The organism is Alteromonas sp. ISO5 (assembly GCF_058105165.1).
Window position 1 is genome coordinate 588,618 of record NZ_CM176572.1, and the last position, 17,216, is coordinate 605,833.

A 17,216-nucleotide genomic window follows, 5' to 3' on the forward strand; every position below is an offset into this window, starting at 1 on the left:
ATTGTCAGGTTTATCTATGCAGTTTACTTCACCTTTGTTGCGCGGCACACTCCTTAAGCGCTATAAACGATTTTTTGCCGATATATTGCTCGACTCCGGTGAGCAGATTACGGCCCATTGCCCGAATACCGGGGCCATGACCGGCTGCGCCGACCCCGGATTTACCGCCTGGGTCAGTCCGTCAGATAACCCAAAGCGTAAACTAAAGTTCACATGGGAACTGGCAGTCACGCCTCAGGGTGACTGGATAAGCGTTAATACGCACCGCGCTAACAAATTAGTTCAGAGTGCACTGGAAACCCACACACTGCCGGGAGTAACAGGCTACACCGAGGTCAGGCGTGAAGTCAGCCCGCCGGATTTCCATTCCCGTTTCGATTTTTGTGTGACTCGGACCGATCATACGCCGCTATACATTGAAGTAAAATCGGTCACCCTGGCCCAGGGCACTAACGGTTTTTTCCCCGATGCGGTAACCAGTCGCGGCACAAAGCACGCCGAAGAACTGGCCATGCTGGCTCGTGAGGGCGTAGCCACCGGTTTATTGTTCTGTGTTCAGCACAGCGGTATCCAAAATGTCCGGCTGGCCGAGCATATCGACCCTAAATACGCCCTCGCAGTACGTCAGGCTGCGACCGACGGGGTCAGGATTTTCGCTGTAGGCTGCCAAATCAGCCAAGAAAAAATCAATATAAATCAGTCATTACCTGTTATTTTGTAAAAAAAGAGTTGATTTTTAGGAAATGGACGTCATATTTGCGCCTTGCTGAAATAAGCAGGTACCCTTGGGTACAACCATGGGGTAAACAATACAGCATCATGTTTACCTCGTCAGACATAGACACTTTACGTTGCCTGTACAATACTATTCTGTTATAGATATTTGTTTTATTTCAGGACATTTAGGGTGTCGTAGTGTAGGAGAAGTGACACATGCCAGCTGAGAAAGAAACCAAATCCCTTGGTCTTTTGGCACTTGCCGGGCTCACCCCGTATCAACCAAAAGATGACGAAGAGTATATGAACGATGCTCAGATGGAGCATTTTCGTCAAATACTGAAAGCCTGGCGTAACCAGTTGCGTGAAGAAGTTGACCGCACGGTTACTCATATGAAGGATGAAGCAGCGAATTTCCCTGATCCAGTAGACCGCGCCGCACAAGAAGAAGAGTTCAGCTTAGAACTGCGCACCCGCGACCGTGAGCGTAAACTGATCAAGAAAATCGAAAAAACCCTGAAACGTATCGAAGAAGACGATTTTGGATTTTGTGACCAGTGTGGAATCGAAATCGGTATTCGTCGCCTCGAGGCACGTCCAACAGCCGACCTGTGTATCGACTGTAAAACCATGGCGGAAATTAAAGAAAAGCAACTCCAGGGTTAATGATAATTGCCGGTCAGTATTGTAATAACTGGCCGGTATTTTACTTTGTCTTCTTTATCATGTCCGTTTTAGCAGGACAATTGAACTACGTCTTTCATTACCACAGTGTTTAACCACGTGACTCACTGCTCCAAACCCATTTATACCGGCCGTTTTGCCCCCTCTCCCACCGGCCCCTTACATTTTGGTTCGTTAATTGCGGCGTTAGCCAGTTTTCTCGATGCCAGAGCCAATCAGGGCCAGTGGCTGGTGAGAATGGAAGATATCGACCACCCGCGGTGCATTGAAGGGGCCGATAAGGATATTCTGGACTGTTTAGCAGCCCACGGGCTTATCTGGGACGGCGATGTACGCTACCAGTCTGCACAGTTAAACGACTATGACGATGCACTGCAAACGCTATTCGCGCAAAAGGCGCTGTATGCCTGCCAATGCACCCGTAAACAAATCAAGGCATCCGGCGGGGTTTATCTGGGGACATGCCGTGAACGTAACCTGCCGCCCCAGGGCAATGCGCTAAGACTCAAATGTGACCAGCCGGTGACCACCTTTACCGATCAGTTACTCGGGCCGGTAGTGATCAGTGACCCCCATGCCCTTGAAGATACCGTGCTTCGCCGTCGCGATGGTCTGCACAGCTATAATCTGGTGGTCGTAGTGGACGATATTGCCCAGGGCGTCAATCATATTGTACGCGGCAGCGATTTGCTGACGACTACCGCGGCGCACCTGACCTTGTACCGCCAGCTTGGCGCCAAACCGCCGCTTTATGCACACATTCCGGTTGCAGCGACCTCATCAGGGCGTAAACTAAGCAAACAAAATCATGCCCGGCCACTGGATCACAATCATGCTCTGCAAAACCTGCAACATGCATTGGGCTTTCTTGGGTTTAGCGACATCGCAGAAAAGTACAGCACGATATCGGCATTACTTAATGCAGCGATAGCGGCCTGGCAGTATAATAAAATACCGAAAAGACATGAAATTATTGTCGACGGGGCAGAATCTACTTATCATAGTGCCCCTGAAAGTTAAGGAGTAGTTACCATCATAACCCGCGTTCTAGACAAGGTGAAACGCGCATTGAGTCGCGACAGTGAACAAGCCCCGCTGATTGAAGGTGTGGTGATCCCTCGCGCTGAGCATACAATATCCCGGGAAGACATTAGTGATAATGCCCTGAAGGTGATGTACCGCCTGAATAACGCCGGGTTTTCTGCTTATCTGGTTGGCGGTTGCGTGCGCGACCTGATGCTGGGCCATAAACCTAAAGATTTCGATGTCGTCACCAATGCCACCCCCGAGCAGATCAAAGGGTTGTTTCGCAACTGTCGCCTTATTGGTCGCCGTTTTCGCCTGGCGCACATTGTATTTGGTCGTGAAATCATTGAAGTCGCGACCTTTCGTGGCCACCACAATGAAGATCAGTCACTGGCCAAACAGGATGAGCAGGGACAGCTGGTAAGAGACAATGTATTTGGCACCATTGAAGAAGATGCCGAACGCCGCGACTTTACCTTCAATGCCATGTATTACGATGTGGCAACCTTTTCTGTCACTGATTTTGCCAACGGTATCCGTGCCATTAAGCGACGCGAAGTGGATTTAATTGGCGACCCTGAAGTCCGCTATCGGGAAGATCCGGTCAGAATGCTGCGCGCCGTGCGTTTTGCTGCCAAACTGGATATGACGATCAACCCGCGTACGGCAGAACCTATCCGTGAACTGGCACATCTGTTATCCAATATTCCGCCGGCGCGTCTGTTTGAAGAAATACTCAAACTGTTTTTGTCTGGTCAGGGTCTCAAGACATTCCGCATGCTGCGTGAGTTTAACCTTCTGGAGCCTTTGTTCCCGATGCTTGGCAGAGTGTTTGCCGCGGCTGACAGCAAGGAAATAGCGCTGATTGAACGGGTATTGGTAAATACCGACGAACGTATTAACACCGGGCAGCGGGTCACACCGGCTTTTTTGATTGCCACCTTATTGTGGTACCCAGTAGAAGAGCATGCCACCAAACTCCAGTCAGAGGCAGGCCTCAACGCGCACGATGCATTCAATATTGCCATGGGTGATGTATTACATCGCCAATCCCAGCGCATTATGATCCCAAAACGTTTCAGCACGGTGGTACGCGACATCTGGAACCTGCAGCAGCGGCTACCAAGACGCTTTGGCCGACGGGCTTTCCAGTTATTGTCGCATCCGAAGTTCCGCGCAGCGTACGACTTTTTACTCGCCCGCGGTCAGACTGAAGGAGGTGCATTGCTGGAGTTAGCCGATTGGTGGACCCAGTTTCAGGATGCGTCACCCAACCAGCAAAAGAAAATGCTCAATACCCTGCGTCAGGAAGAAGGCGGAGCCCAGCGTAAACGCCGCCGTCCCAGAAAACCGAAATCCGATAACCATGTCCAGTAAGCATAATGTTTATATTGGCCTGGGCAGTAATCTGGGCGAATCACTGAGCCAGTTGATTTCGGCTATTTGCGCGATCAGTGAATTGTCAGATACCCAGGTAGAGAAGGCTTCCTCTTTTTATCAGAGTAAGCCCATGGGCCCGCAGGATCAGCCCGTTTATATTAACGCCGTTGCACGCATTACAACCACTTTAGATCCCCATGAATTATTAACCAGCCTGCAAAAAATCGAACATCATCACGGCCGGGTCCGTGAAGGTGAGCGCTGGGGACCACGCACCCTCGATTTAGATATTCTGCTGTATGATACCGAGACCATCAATACCGATGCTCTGATCATTCCGCACATTGGTATGGCCGAGCGCGAATTTGTACTGGTTCCGCTTTTTGAAATTGCGCCAGACATGATTATGCCAGACGGACTGCCGCTATCAGTGTGGGTGTCACGCTGCTCGCTGGACGGTCTTAAGCGCCTCGCCTCAATCAACGAGACATCCACTCTATAATGGCCCTGTCGCCTTTATTGCATTGGGAGAATGCCCATGAAAAAAGTCACCATTTCGACGCTGATTAAACAAAAACAACAGGGTGAAAAAATCACCGCCCTGACAGCCTATGACGCCAGTTTTGCCAAGCTATTTGATGAGCAAGGGATTGATGTGCTGTTAATAGGAGACTCACTGGGCATGGTGTTACAGGGCCAGGACAGCACCTTGCCGGTAACCACGGTAGATGTTGCCTACCATACCCGCTCAGTCGCTGCCGGGGTGAATACAGCCTTCGTGATTGCCGATATGCCGTTTATGTCCTATGCCACACCAGCGCAGGCTTATGAAAACGCAGCGCAATTAATGGCCGCCGGTGCCAGTATGGTCAAACTGGAGGGCGGGTCCTGGCTACGTGACACCATCACCGGCCTTAAACAGCGAGGAGTGCCGGTTTGTGGTCATCTGGGGCTTACCCCGCAATCGGTGAATGTCTTTGGTGGCTTTAAAGTACAAGGTCGTGAAGAAGACAAAGCACAACAGCTTGTGGATGACGCGTTGGCTTTGGAGGCAGCGGGAGCACAAATGCTGGTACTCGAGTGTGTCCCCACGCCACTGGGTAAAGCGGTAAGTGAACAACTCAACATTCCGGTAATAGGCATAGGCGCGGGCGTGCACACCGACGGCCAGATCCTGGTCATGCACGATATGTTTGGTGTCAGCGCCAATTATATGCCCAAGTTTTCGAAAAACTATCTTACCGAGACAGGTGATCTGCGTAAAGCCGTTGCCCTGTATATTGAACAAGTAAAAAACGGCCTGTTCCCCGGCCCCGAACATAGCTTTGACAAATAATGCAATTTATTGAATCACTAAGTACTTTACGAGAAGTTCGAGAAGATTGGCGCAGCGCCGGTCGCTCTGTTGCCTTTGTTCCCACCATGGGTAATTTACACGACGGCCATCTGGATCTGGTGAAGCAGGCCAAAAAACTGGCCGATAAAGTGGTGGTGTCGATTTTCGTAAACCCGATGCAGTTTGGTGCCAATGAAGATCTGGATGCCTATCCACGTACGCTTGACGCCGATCGTAGCAAGCTAGAAGCCCACGGTGTTGACGCGCTGTTTTTCCCGGCGGTTGATGATGTTTATCCACGCGGTTTAAGTGAACAAACCTTTGTCGAAGTGCCCGGCATATCTGAACTACTGTGCGGGGCGAGTCGCCCCGGCCATTTCCGCGGTGTCGCGACCATCGTGTGTAAGTTATTTAATATGGTACAGCCCAACGTGGCTTGTTTTGGTGAGAAAGACTTCCAGCAGTTACAGGTGATCCGCATCATGGTGGAAGATTTATCCATGCCGATTAACATTGTTGGCGTGCCCACAAGACGTCAGGAAGACGGACTGGCGATGAGTTCCCGCAATGGTTACCTCAGTGCTGAACAACGGGCCGCAGCCACTCAGATATACGCCGCCATGGAACAAATGCGAGAAGCGATTTGTAATGGTCGCGAAAGCTATGCGGATATCGAGCGTAAAGCATCTCAGTCGCTTATGGCAGCTGGTTTTAAACCGGATTACGTTACTATTCGAAATGCCAGGAGCCTGCAACCTGCACAGCCAAAGGACACTCAGCTGGTCATTCTGATGGCGGCGTTTATAGGCACAACACGTTTAATCGACAATATGCAGATTACACTGGATCAGGCCTGATCCAGTGTCGCAGGGGTGTTCACCGCCAATAATTCCTGCCACACGCGATTGCGGCTGGCAATGGCGTGTTGCTCTTCCAGAATCGCTCTGAGATCGCGGGTTGTGGTCATTGGATTGGCCAGCACAACACGAAAAACCGTGATGGGATAAGCGCCATAAACCGGACATTCCAAACGAGTCCGTGACACAAATGACTTACCAGCTTCACGCTGCAATTTTTGCACATTGACGACCAGGCGGTCAGCTTTACTGTTGAGCCGCTGCGCGTGTACCTGAGGCAACGTTTTCAATTGGGCCTGAATAGCCGCCGGACAAACCCGGTAAGTCATAATAGAAAGTGTGGGGGAAGTGATCAGCTCGAAATCAGCATGTGCCTCAATCATAGCCGCAAATTTTTTCGCTTTTTCAATACTCTGGTTAATCAGCAGTTCATAGCCACGGCGGCCCAGAATATGCAATGACGAATACACCATCATGGCCATGCCATTACGAGAGCCTTCGAGAGTAGTCGCACCCAGATCCTTTGAACCTTCACGCAGAATATATTGCGCGTGATGACGCACAGCGTTGGCATCTGCCGGGTTCTTAAACAGCGCCATGCCTGCCCCCATGGGTACATACATTTGCTTGTGCGCGTCAATAGTCACCGAGTCGGCCTTTTCAATGCCTTTTAAAATGCCCCGGTAGTGCTTGGAAAACAGCGTAGCACCGCCCCAGGCAGCATCTACGTGGAACCAGCAGCCCAGTTCTTCAGCCACATCGGCCAGTTCATCGAGCGGATCAACATGACCGGTTTCCGTGGTTCCGCCAATACCAACAATGGCCAGCAGTTTATTGCCCTGTTCCTGATATTCCCGGCCTTTTCTGAGCGCCTCGGTGGGATCAAGCACTTGCTCCGGACAAGGCAACGTAAGCAGGTTTTCGCGCCCGATCCCCAGTACATCCACCGCTTTCGAGAGGCTGTAATGACCACGCCGCGAGCACAATACCCCGAGATTGTCGATATCATAGTGACGGTAAGCACTGGCCAGTCCGGCTCTGGCTACACCAGGAAAACGCCCCTGTGGACCAAGGATTTTGTTCCGTGCCACCCAAAGTGCGGTAATGTTGGCAACAGTACCACCAGAGCAAAACGCGCCCAGGGCGTGTCGGGCACTGTGCAGGTATTGTTCGTAAAAACTTTCGTCCTGCTCGTAAACCAGATTGTGCATCATGCCCAGCACCTGACGTTCAAGTGGGGTAAACGCTTTTGAGGTTTCTATTTTGACCAGGTTCTGATTCAGACCTACCAGCAGCTTGGCCAGCGATAAATGAAAGTACGGCAACGCCGATGTCATATGGCCAATAAAAGTTGGGGAATAGGTATTCACTGAATGAGCAACCAGCTTTTCCAGCAGGTTTTCAGCGTGCGTTGACACAAACTCCGGCGACTCAGGCATCATTGCATCGGCAAAGTCCTGTTCGACTTCTTCCAGCGAGGTTTTCTTCGTCACTACGTGTCGAGACAAGAAATCCAGGATATTGTCTGAAAGGTGTTCTTCAATTTGTGCCAGCTTAGAGTCTTTGTGCTCTGGCTTGGTAAAAACCCGAAACAGGTGCTTCAAGCTTACTTGTGCTTCACCCACACTGTACACCTCTCGAATTGAAAATGATAACTGCGCTGAAGCTTTGTCACATTAACTTTTAAACGCTCGCGCAACATTGCCAACCGGCCTAATCTGAAACTCATTCCGGATACTTAGCAATGACCTTTCACAGCCCATGACTGTAGCGCAGATTACCGGCTACGCCAAGGCCAGCCAACGTTTCTTGCGCTAAACAGCCAGTAAAAAGATCTTCCGGGGCAGCCCCAAAGAGTGTGCGATTATAAGGATTTTCTAACAAAAACCCATGAAAATCTGTCATATTAGTGACACAAATCCAGTTTTTAACCACTTTAGTGTGTGGCCTTATTCCGCCACTGCCCCGAGCAACTGCCAGCATTGCTGGCCACTGTCCTGATACTTCTGCTCAAAGGGCGTTAACGCCGTTCGCTGTGAATTAACCTCAGCAATCTCACACTGCATGCCATATTTAGCCGCGGCAACAGCGAATTCCTCAAGGTAAATCAACCAATTACTGCGCACTTCAAGACAAGGGGACAGGGCCATGAGAGCGGGCATAGCCTGACTCGCATGCCAGCGCTTTTGTACCTGAGAAGGTTTGGGGTACGGATTAGGATACAGCAGATAATGGGCTTTGATGCGCCAGGGGCTCTGGTTACAGGCATCTCCCATCAACCGCCAGAAGTCGACTACATCAGCCCGCACTACCCGGTAGTTTGTTCGCTCGCTCTGATAATGCTGGTGCTTACTGACTCTCAGGGCTGATTTATCGATGCCGACGATCCGCGCTTGCGGATATCGTTGAGCCAGTTCGGCCGTGCTTTTGCCCACCCCACAGCAGGAGTCGAGGATCACCTCGCCCTGCCAGTCACTCAGCCAGTCAGCGACTTCATCGAAAGCCTGCTGGGTATGGGCATGGATGGGGCGACGGTTTTCGGTACGCTGGTACTTTTCAACTATCGCCTCAAGCTTATCGTGAACGCCATTTTGCTGGCTTTCTACGGTGCGAGAATTCCCCCGCATGATCAGGAACGGATCCCCGTGCCGCGCTTGAGCAACGTGTAAGCAACGGTAAACAATGCCAGGTTAAACAACACCAGTAAACCCATGGCCAGGCCAATATTAACATCAGACACGCCTAAAAAGCCGTAGCGGAAACCATTCACCATATACACAATGGGGTTTGCCTTACTAACCCATTGCCAGAACTCAGGTAAGAGTGTCAGCGAGTAGAAGACGCCCCCAAGGTAAGTCAGCGGTGTTAGCACGAAAGTGGGGATCAGGCTGATATCGTCAAAGGTTTTAGCGAAAATACCATTAACCAGCCCAGCCGTCGCAAACAGTGTTGCCGTGAGTATCAGGGTCAGCACTATAATAGCCAGGTTGTGAATATGGACATCCACAAATAACATCGATACCACCGTTACAATAAGGCCAATCAGCATGGCCCTGGCTACACCGCCGCCCACGTAGCCCAGAATAATCACCGAGGTAGGTACCGGTGCCACCAGCATTTCTTCCAGGTTACGCTGGAACTTGGCGCTGAAAAATGAAGACGACACATTGGCATATGAGTTGGTAATTACCGACATCATGATCAGGCCAGGCACAATGAATTCCATATAGGTAAAGCCACCCATCTGACCGATACGTTCGCCGATGAGATTACCAAAAATAACAAAGTACAAACTCATAGTAATGGCTGGCGGCACCAGGGTTTGTACCCAAATTCGCAGAAAGCGCGTGCACTCTTTTATCCAGATGGTGGTTAAAGCTATCCAGTTGTTTCCGGCAGACATTACACCGACTCCTTACGTCCGGCTTCAACCAGACTAACAAATAATTCTTCCAGACGATTGGCCTTATTACGCATACTCATTACCTGTATGCCCTGCTCCGTCAACTGACTGAACACCGGATTAAGGCCATCGGATTTGGCTACGTCCACTTCCAGCGTGTTGCTGTCGAGTAAGCGGTATTCAAAACCCGCCAGGCTGACATCAGCAGTTTCACCCTGCAAATCCAGCACAAAGGTTTCGATATTGAGTTTCGACAACAGCGCCTTCATGGACGTATTTTCAACAATCAGTCCTTTATCGATGATGGCGATATTGCGACACAGCATTTCCGCTTCTTCCAGGTAATGCGTAGTCAGAATGATGGTGATCCCCTGGCCGTTAATTTCCTGCAGGAAGTGCCACATTGAGCGCCTGATTTCGATATCAACGCCTGCTGTAGGTTCATCGAGGATGAGCATTTTGGGCTCATGCATTAAGGCTCTGGCAATCATCAGGCGACGCTTCATACCACCTGATAATTCACGTGCACGGGCATTACGTTTTTCCCATAAATCGAGCTGCGATAAATATTTTTCGGCCCGTTCGTGAGCAACATTACGTGGCACGCCGTAATAACCGGCCTGATTGAGCACGATCTGCAATACGGTTTCGAACTGATTAAAGTTAAACTCCTGCGGCACCAGACCGATGCACGACTTGGCCAGCTCCTTTTCCTTATCCAAATCGTAACCAAACACTTTTACGTCACCTGAAGTTTGGTTTACCAACGAGCTAATGATGCCAATTGTGGTTGATTTACCCGCCCCATTAGGACCGAGCAGGGCAAAAAAGTCACCCTCTTGCACACTCAGCTCAACGCCTTTTAAGGCATGAACTGAGCCACGGTAGGTTTTTGTTAACCCCGAGATTGTTAACGCTTGCATGCTGATTTCCGTGTTTATTGTTGTGTTGCCCTGGGGGGCAGGAATTGGCAAAAGGTATGTAAATACACCATATTCGCCTGACCATCCAACCCAACGTCTGTTATTGGTGTTTCATTTTTTGGCAGGAGGCCTGAGCACAACGGGTTCAGATAGAATTCGATTTTCAACTGATATGGTAACAAATTTACAGATTTAAAGTGTCTACTTTGGCGGACAAACCATTCAAAAAAACCAATAACGTATAAAATAAAATACCATAAGCGGATTATACATACCAAATTTATACCTAATGTCGGCATCTGAGGTTTGTTTCCCATCTGTGACGTGCTATTTTCAAGCTTTAACAGCAACGTATCTATTCTCTGGTAGCTCATCAGTCCTCTCTATGCCCATCCAATCCACGAAAAATATCGAGTCCTGCCTGGTTTTAATCGTTGATGATGATCACATCAGTCGTACACTGGTTGCTAATATCTTAAATAACGTCTGCCGCTCTTTCACCGCATCGTCCGCTGCCGATGCCTTAGAGTTCTGTGAAAACAAACTACCTGATTTACTGGTGGTAGACGTAAACATGCCTGATACCAATGGACTGGAGCTCTGTCGTCAGTTCAAAGCCCGCAATGATACCGCCGATATCCCGGTTATCTTTATAACCGCTGATTTAGGTAAAGATGCTCAGGTAAACTGCTGGGAGGCCGGTGGTAATGACTTTGTGACCAAACCGGTGGTTGCCCAAACCATCGTTCACCGTGTCCGTAATCAATTGCTGAGCAAGCTGCGTCTCGACGCATTAAGAAAACTCAGTTATGAGGACAGTCTGACCGGCTTATACAACCGCAATTACCTGAATGAGGAATATCCCCATTTATCGCGCCAGTTGATGCGCGACCACCAGCCATTAGGGCTAATCATTTTCGATGTGGATTATTTCAAGCAGTACAACGATCTTTATGGCCATCTGAAGGGTGATATCTGTTTGGAAAAGGTGTCGTCGGTGTTGGCTCGTTACTCGCGGCGAGCCCGTGATGCCGTGGTCAGGTATGGGGGAGAGGAGTTTATCATGCTACTGCCGAATACCAAACTATCCGGTACGCGGGAGATAGCGAATCAGATTTTAGCCGATATCTATCTGTTAAACATAGCCCACAAGCACTCACCTTTTGAGCGGGTTACCCTGAGTGCTGGTGCCGTGAGTATTCAGAATATTGAACGCTACCCCCTCAACGATGTCATCGAACAGGCTGATATCAACCTGTACGATGCAAAGCTCAAAGGTAAAAACAGGGTCGTTACGAGCTAACCGCTATCGCTGTGCGGTTAAGGTTGGATCTTCCTCACCGAGTTCAATGACCACTTTCCGGTCGAAGAAAGTGCCTTCATATTCCTTATGTTTACTGCGTTCCTCACCTAACGCCAAGGTAAGCACCTGCGTTTCGTTTACGCCCTGATTAAGTAAGTATTGCTTTACGCTAATCGCCCGTTGCATTGACAACGCCTGATTGTACTTAGCATCACCACGCTGATCTGCATGACCGGTGAGGCGAGCCTGAAGCGAGGGGTAACCGCGTAATGCCTTGGCAATCAGATCCAGTTGCTGCTGATAATCCGGCGCAATGTCATAGGCCCCGGTTTGAAACTGCACCACACTCTGCAAAGTGATAGCCGGCGCATCCTGAGTACGCGTATCACTCACCTGGGTGGTCATACTCGCCTGCTGTAACTGTTGTATCTGGCTTTTCATTGCCAGTAATGATCGATCGCGCTGCGATAATAACTCGGCCTGAGCGGTTAACCTGGCCTGCTTGGTCTGAAGTTCCTTATCCTGTTGAATATCATTACCTAATAACGCTCCCACGAAGCCAGCCACGGCGGCGCCCACCGGCCCCGCTACCATAGCGCCAATGACTACACCGGATCCCATACCAATACCGGCGGCATGTTCATAAGGTTTTTCTTTTTCGCTGGCCATGGCTGGCGCAACTGATGTTAAGCAAGACATGGCAAGTGCGGCTGAAATGATAGTTTTACGCATAGTAGTTTCCTTTGGGTAATCAAGTTATGTTTCGCTGTGAACGATAGGTATTACACCAGCGGGATATGGCACGGTTGGTGTCAGGTTGTGGCAATGTGCTGAACAAAAAAGGAAAAACATGGCAACTTGTGGCGATATTAAACACCAAATGAATTGCCAACTGCGGAAAACCCACCATCACCAGCGCAAAAGTGGCAGAAAAATGGCAAGCTCGGGGAATTTGTGCCGAACTTCCGCCTAACCCTGTTAACTAAGTTATAGTAGAGGCCGGTATTAGACAGGATGAATGATGTATGCCAAAAACCATTGCCATTGTTGAAGATGATATTGCTATCCGTGATAACTATACTGCCGTGCTGAGCGGACAAGGCTATACGGTTCAGGCTTATGCTGATCGACCGTCGGCCACCCTGGCATTCAGCCAGTCTTTACCCGACCTCGCTATTATCGATATCGGTCTGAATGACGAAATGGAAGGCGGCTTTATGCTTTGCCAACAGTTGCGTCAGCTTTCCCAGTCGTTACCTATCATCTTTTTTACTGCGCGGGATAATGACGTGGATACCATCAGCGGCCTGCGTATGGGTGCCGATGACTACCTGACCAAAGACATCAGTATGGCACACCTGTTAGCGCGCATTGCCGCCCTGTTCAGACGCACCGACTTACTTGCCACGCCAAAACAGGACTCAGATTCAATTCGCCTTGGCCATCTTAAGGTGGATGTCAGTCGCATGACAGTGAGCTGGAAGGATATCCCGGTTGCCCTGACCGTCACCGAATTCTGGATGTTGCACGCTCTGATCAAGCGCCCGGGGCATGTTAAAAGCCGTCAGCAACTGATGGATGAATCACGTATGGTAGTCGATGACTCTACAATCACCTCACATATCAAGCGCATGCGGAAAAAATTTGTGCAACTCGACGAAAGCTTCGATCATATCGATACAGTCTATGGCATGGGATATCGCTGGCAGCAATAGCTGGCCGGTGTAAGAAGGAATCAGGCTGGTGAAGTTGCGTTTTTCAATTCGTCTGCAGTTATTGGTACTGTCGCTATTCTTGTTTGCCATTCCCTGGCTCGGCTATAAATATGTCTGGGAGCTGGAGCAATACCTACGCATCGGGCAGGAACAAACTATGATTGGCACGGCCAGAGCGGTTGCCACTGCGCTGCACGAACGCCCGGCCCTGTTTGACAGTCAGTCCGCATACTTACAAAACGTACGCCCCGGTACAGATTTGTATGCGCCGCCCATTGATGTGCCCATTCAGCTCGACGGACGCTTACAGGAATGGCAGGCGGTATCACCACTTATCCAGTCTTATAATGAAGAGAACGTAGTCACTTGGTTTGCCGATCAGAATGTGCCGGTCACCCTGTCCGTAGAGCACATGGTGGGTCGTTACGATCAGTACTTTTACGCCATGTTCGCAGTAACTGATGACAACGTGGTTTTTCGTGCACCCAACAGCCTGAGCGTTGACCGCTCCGATCATCTACTGATCGGTATGCTGGATGCTCAGGATACCCTGCACCGCTACATAATTTCGCCCTACGACGCCGGCTGGGTAAATGCTTACCAACTTGATGAGAACCCTGGCCGCTTTCGCGCCGTCGATAACGCGCTGGAAATTCAGGGCCGCTGGGAGCTAACCAATAGCGGTTATAATGTCGAACTCCGCTTTCCAATTACCATGACATCCGGCGCCCTGGCTTTCGCCATTGTCGATGTTGACGACCCGGTTAACCGCGCCAAACAGTATGCCGTGGGTACCGCTAACCCCAACCAGAGTGATGATTTAGGCACCGTGGTAACCCCATCTCCTGAAATCGAGCGGATACTTTCCGGGTTACGCTATGCCGACTCCAGAGTGTGGGTTATCGATAAACACAAGCGAGTACTGGCCCGCTCAGGTTCTATCCATTCTTCTCTCGGGCTTAATGCCGGTAGCCAGGAAAGCAGCAGTCAGGGATGGTGGCACTACGTAGAACAACAATGGTTGCTGCCACTGTATTATCAGATACTCACCCGTCCCCCCGGCGATTTTGTTGACGAGCTGGCAGACGCCTATGCGCTGGCTGGCAAAGATATCAATCACGCGCTGAGTGGCCAGCCAGACTCCCTGTGGCGTCTGACTCCGGACAACAAAGCAGTGATATTATCTGCCGCCTATCCCATTTACATTGGCGATTCTGTCATGGGGGCGGTGGTCGTTGAACAGACCACCCACGGGATCCGAACGTTGCGGAACCGGGCACTGGAACAGCTTTTTCACGTTATTCTTGCCGTAATGCTACTCGGTACGCTCGGCTTGTTGATGTTTGCCCACCGCATCTCCAGTCGTATTCGCAATTTACGTGATGATACCGAAGCGGTCATCGACCCGAACGGCAAAATAATCGGCAGCCTGCCGCCATCCCGACATGGTGATGAAATTGGCGACTTATCCCGCTCATTCAGCGCGGTGTTAAGCCGCCTGCAGCAGTACAATTCATACCTAGAAAATATGGCATCCCGCCTTTCCCACGAACTACGTACGCCTATTGCCGTGGTTCGCTCCTCACTGGATACCCTCAACGAGGTTAAGGATCCAGCCCAGCAACAGGTGTTTTTAAGCCGCGCACAATCTGGTATAAGCCGGTTAAGCAGCATTCTGAACAGCATGAGCGAAGCAACCCGATTGGAACAAATGATCAGTCAGGAAGACACTGAGCGCTTCGATATAGTGAAAGTAGTTGGTGGCTGTGTAGCAGGCTATCAACATGCCTACCCCCACCGGCAGTTTGCGCTCAGGCTCAGTTGTGAGAAAGCACTGCTCAATGGCTCGCCGGATTTAATTGCTCAAATGCTGGACAAGATTATCGCTAATGCGGTGGAATTCAGCCAGGCAAAGAGTACTATTGCTCTGCATATGTGGCAGGAACAGCGCACTGTTAAGCTCAGCATTACCAATACCGGCCCGTTGCTACCCAAAGGTATGCACGAACAACTGACCCAGTCCATGGTGTCGGTTCGCGCAGAGGGCAATAATGCCGATGGACCGCCGCATTTAGGCCTCGGGCTATATATTGCCAACATGATTGTGGCCTTCCATAAAGGGAACATTGTACTTCAGGATTTACCAGACAAAACCGGGGTCTGCGTGGTGATTTCACTGCCCGTAACCCAGAACTAACCAGAAAGGGTGAAAGAATGAGCGAAGCTGATCCGCGGATTGTGGCACTGGAAAAGCAGTTCAGTCAGTTACACGTACAATTGTTTGATACTTTTAGTCACGCCCAGTCTGCGGTGATGACGGTGATCCAGACCGGCCAGGATATCGACGCCAACCATGATGACTTTACCCAGCTTAAGCGTGATTTTGAGGTAACCGTGGCGATGTATCCGGGCCGCGACCAGACTATGCAGCAGAAAATCAACGCTACCAACGAGCTGGCAACGAGTCAGCAGAGCTCGAATGTACACTTAACTCAGGTGTGGGCTGCGGCGGTATCAGCATTGTCCTGCGACCGCATGCTGGCGATGATTCCAACAGATTTGCGGGACGATCCCGATGTGACTGGTGAGTTACAGCAAAAACGCCGGGAACATCTGACCATGTGGGAGGAGCGACTGGACAATCCTTAACGTAGTCCGTATCGGGCTACTTTTTGCCCGGCGCCGACGTCATACTGCTATCAGGTACATTTTTAAGCATCATCAGTTGCTTACGGCGGTGCATCACATAAGCCAGACGGCGCATGCTAACATTGGTATCCTTCTCATCCTCAATATCCACACCCAGTAATCTTTCCAATAGATCCTCCAGCGTCAGTATGCCTTCCAAACCACCGTATTCATCCACAACCAGCACAATATGCACGTGGTTTTTAATAAACTGATCGAAAGTAGATGACAACGGCATCGAACTTAGTACGGTCAACATGCTCATACGGTATTGTGACAACGGATTGTCGCCATGGCCTTTTGCCTGGGCAACCAACAAATCAGACCGCATCACAAAGCCGGTAATTTGCTCTGAGTCGCCCTCTTCATAAATGGGAATGCGTGAGTATTTAATACTGCCATGTTTATGGAAAAACTCTGTAATGGTCTGTGTTTCGGGCACCGAAAACACCTGGGTACGATGAGTGATGGCATCTTTTACCGACAGCTCATTGAGAGTAAGCAAGCTCTTCATGACAGACGCTTCATGCTCATTTAATTGGCCTTCTTCGCCGCTCAACTCTGCCATAGCGTGTAACTCGGCACGATTAAGCCCGCGCAAAGGACTCTCTTCTTTAAAACCCTTAGTTAGCCATTCAGACATCTTCACAAAAGGGTAAAGCAGAAGAACCAGGTACTTAAGGAAGTACGCAGTGACTGGAGCCAGAGCGCGCCAGAAAGTTGCGCCCAAAGTTTTGGGGATAATTTCCGAAAAGACCAGAATCAACAAAGTGAGAATAGCCGAAATAAGGCCCAGATACGCATCACCAAATACTATTGCCGCCTGAGCACCGGCACCAGCAGCCCCCATGGTATGGGCAATAGTATTTAACGTTAAAATGGCCGATAAGGGGCGGTTAATATCTTCGGTGAGATGGCGAAGCACCACGCCACTGGGCTTCTGCTCTTTTTCCAGAACAGAAATATAGGCTGAAGAAACGCTCAGGATCACCGCTTCGGCGATGGAACACAAGAATGAAAATCCTAGTGCGATAATCACGTAAACGAGCAATAAAATCATGTAAAGCAGTCCATTGAGTCAGTGTACAAAGGTTATTATGAGGCCTTATCCGGTGGATACAAGCGCTATAAAGCGTAACAAAATATCTAATACCAAAGAATGATTAACAAATTTAATAATTATT

The 17,216-nt window shown here is 49.9% G+C and carries 17 protein-coding genes; 11 read left to right on the plus strand and 6 right to left on the minus strand.

All coding sequences use genetic code 11. The annotated features are described in order from the left end of the window. Positions 1–16 precede the first annotated feature (16 nt). The 7 genes from sfsA to panC all read left to right on the plus strand — a co-directional run bounded on the left by sfsA (position 17) and on the right by panC (position 6,000). Positions 17–721: a DNA/RNA nuclease SfsA gene (gene sfsA, locus AC2T0J_RS02555; RefSeq protein ID WP_489808629.1), complete on the plus strand. Its 705-nt coding sequence runs from the start codon at positions 17–19 to the stop codon at positions 719–721. Between the two features lie 212 nt (positions 722–933). Then, positions 934–1,383 carry an RNA polymerase-binding protein DksA gene (dksA, locus tag AC2T0J_RS02560; protein WP_070174721.1) on the plus strand — a complete coding sequence of 150 codons (450 nt, stop codon included), beginning with the start codon at positions 934–936 and terminating at the stop codon, positions 1,381–1,383. 117 nt (positions 1,384–1,500) lie between these two features. After that, complete coding sequence (gluQRS, locus tag AC2T0J_RS02565; RefSeq protein WP_489808630.1) at positions 1,501–2,421, plus strand: tRNA glutamyl-Q(34) synthetase GluQRS; 921 nt, start codon at positions 1,501–1,503, stop codon at positions 2,419–2,421. 93 nt (positions 2,422–2,514) lie between these two features. Next, on the plus strand, positions 2,515–3,804 hold the full coding sequence (pcnB, locus tag AC2T0J_RS02570) for a polynucleotide adenylyltransferase PcnB (RefSeq protein WP_489810423.1): 1,290 nt from the start codon (positions 2,515–2,517) through the stop codon (positions 3,802–3,804). Further along, complete coding sequence (gene folK / locus AC2T0J_RS02575) at positions 3,794–4,309, plus strand: 2-amino-4-hydroxy-6-hydroxymethyldihydropteridine diphosphokinase (protein ID WP_489808631.1); 516 nt, start codon at positions 3,794–3,796, stop codon at positions 4,307–4,309. The genes pcnB and folK overlap by 11 nt, the downstream gene beginning before the upstream one ends. 36 nt (positions 4,310–4,345) lie before the next feature. Further along, complete coding sequence (gene panB / locus AC2T0J_RS02580; protein WP_489808632.1) at positions 4,346–5,143, plus strand: 3-methyl-2-oxobutanoate hydroxymethyltransferase; 798 nt, start codon at positions 4,346–4,348, stop codon at positions 5,141–5,143. After that, complete coding sequence (panC, locus tag AC2T0J_RS02585; protein ID WP_489808633.1) at positions 5,143–6,000, plus strand: pantoate--beta-alanine ligase; 858 nt, start codon at positions 5,143–5,145, stop codon at positions 5,998–6,000. Before panB ends, panC begins: the two co-directional genes overlap by 1 nt. Here panC and panP read toward each other — a convergent pair. The 4 genes from panP to AC2T0J_RS02605 all read right to left on the minus strand — a co-directional run bounded on the left by panP (position 5,991) and on the right by AC2T0J_RS02605 (position 10,326). Beyond that, positions 5,991–7,625, minus strand: a complete 1,635-nt coding sequence (panP, locus tag AC2T0J_RS02590; RefSeq protein WP_489808634.1) for a pyridoxal-dependent aspartate 1-decarboxylase PanP — start codon at positions 7,623–7,625, stop codon at positions 5,991–5,993. The genes panC and panP overlap by 10 nt on opposite strands. Positions 7,626–7,949: 324 nt before the next feature. Next, complete coding sequence (trmB, locus tag AC2T0J_RS02595; protein ID WP_489810424.1) at positions 7,950–8,630, minus strand: tRNA (guanine(46)-N(7))-methyltransferase TrmB; 681 nt, start codon at positions 8,628–8,630, stop codon at positions 7,950–7,952. Then, positions 8,630–9,403, minus strand: a complete 774-nt coding sequence (locus AC2T0J_RS02600) for an ABC transporter permease (RefSeq protein WP_489808635.1) — start codon at positions 9,401–9,403, stop codon at positions 8,630–8,632. The genes trmB and AC2T0J_RS02600 overlap by 1 nt, the downstream gene beginning before the upstream one ends. Next, on the minus strand, positions 9,403–10,326 hold the full coding sequence (locus AC2T0J_RS02605) for an ABC transporter ATP-binding protein (RefSeq protein WP_489808636.1): 924 nt from the start codon (positions 10,324–10,326) through the stop codon (positions 9,403–9,405). The genes AC2T0J_RS02600 and AC2T0J_RS02605 overlap by 1 nt, the downstream gene beginning before the upstream one ends. A 385-nt stretch (positions 10,327–10,711) precedes the next feature. Between AC2T0J_RS02605 and AC2T0J_RS02610 the strand changes: the two genes are divergently transcribed. Next, the gene (locus AC2T0J_RS02610) at positions 10,712–11,629 is read left to right on the plus strand and encodes a diguanylate cyclase (protein WP_489808637.1); all 918 of its coding nucleotides are present in this window, start codon (positions 10,712–10,714) and stop codon (positions 11,627–11,629) included. A gap of 3 nt (positions 11,630–11,632) precedes the next feature. Here the strand turns inward: AC2T0J_RS02610 and pdsO are convergent, their stop codons facing one another. Further along, on the minus strand, positions 11,633–12,361 hold the full coding sequence (pdsO, locus tag AC2T0J_RS02615; RefSeq protein WP_489808638.1) for a sortase-associated OmpA-like protein PdsO: 729 nt from the start codon (positions 12,359–12,361) through the stop codon (positions 11,633–11,635). Positions 12,362–12,654: 293 nt separating this feature from the next. On the opposite strand from pdsO, the gene pdsR reads away from it, so the two are divergent. From pdsR to AC2T0J_RS02630, 3 genes are read left to right on the plus strand one after another with little or no spacing between them, the layout of a single operon-like run. Continuing rightward, positions 12,655–13,344: a proteobacterial dedicated sortase system response regulator gene (gene pdsR, locus AC2T0J_RS02620; RefSeq protein ID WP_489808639.1), complete on the plus strand. Its 690-nt coding sequence runs from the start codon at positions 12,655–12,657 to the stop codon at positions 13,342–13,344. 28 nt (positions 13,345–13,372) lie between these two features. Beyond that, positions 13,373–15,541: a proteobacterial dedicated sortase system histidine kinase gene (gene pdsS, locus AC2T0J_RS02625; protein ID WP_489808640.1), complete on the plus strand. Its 2,169-nt coding sequence runs from the start codon at positions 13,373–13,375 to the stop codon at positions 15,539–15,541. Positions 15,542–15,558: 17 nt separating this feature from the next. Beyond that, positions 15,559–15,993, plus strand: coding sequence for a hypothetical protein (locus AC2T0J_RS02630; RefSeq protein WP_489808641.1), 435 nt, complete (start codon positions 15,559–15,561; stop codon positions 15,991–15,993). 16 nt (positions 15,994–16,009) lie between these two features. Here AC2T0J_RS02630 and AC2T0J_RS02635 read toward each other — a convergent pair whose 3' ends face one another. Further along, positions 16,010–17,092, minus strand: coding sequence for a CNNM domain-containing protein (locus AC2T0J_RS02635; RefSeq protein ID WP_489808642.1), 1,083 nt, complete (start codon positions 17,090–17,092; stop codon positions 16,010–16,012). Positions 17,093–17,216: the final 124 nt, after the last annotated feature.

Bases quoted from the DNA above. Each gene is read 5' to 3' on its own strand.
- AC2T0J_RS02600 (WP_489808635.1), bottom strand. From the start codon at position 9,403: ATGTCTGCCGGAAACAACTGGATAGCTTTAACCACCATCTGGATAAAA.
- AC2T0J_RS02610 (WP_489808637.1), top strand. From the start codon at position 10,712: ATGCCCATCCAATCCACGAAAAATATCGAGTCCTGCCTGGTTTTAATC.
- folK (WP_489808631.1), top strand. From the start codon at position 3,794: ATGTCCAGTAAGCATAATGTTTATATTGGCCTGGGCAGTAATCTGGGC.
- pdsR (WP_489808639.1), top strand. From the start codon at position 12,655: ATGCCAAAAACCATTGCCATTGTTGAAGATGATATTGCTATCCGTGAT.
- panC (WP_489808633.1), top strand. From the start codon at position 5,143: ATGCAATTTATTGAATCACTAAGTACTTTACGAGAAGTTCGAGAAGAT.
- pdsO (WP_489808638.1), bottom strand. From the start codon at position 12,361: ATGCGTAAAACTATCATTTCAGCCGCACTTGCCATGTCTTGCTTAACA.
- sfsA (WP_489808629.1), top strand. From the start codon at position 17: ATGCAGTTTACTTCACCTTTGTTGCGCGGCACACTCCTTAAGCGCTAT.
- dksA (WP_070174721.1), top strand. From the start codon at position 934: ATGCCAGCTGAGAAAGAAACCAAATCCCTTGGTCTTTTGGCACTTGCC.
- AC2T0J_RS02630 (WP_489808641.1), top strand. From the start codon at position 15,559: ATGAGCGAAGCTGATCCGCGGATTGTGGCACTGGAAAAGCAGTTCAGT.
- AC2T0J_RS02605 (WP_489808636.1), bottom strand. From the start codon at position 10,326: ATGCAAGCGTTAACAATCTCGGGGTTAACAAAAACCTACCGTGGCTCA.
- panB (WP_489808632.1), top strand. From the start codon at position 4,346: ATGAAAAAAGTCACCATTTCGACGCTGATTAAACAAAAACAACAGGGT.
- AC2T0J_RS02635 (WP_489808642.1), bottom strand. From the start codon at position 17,092: ATGATTTTATTGCTCGTTTACGTGATTATCGCACTAGGATTTTCATTC.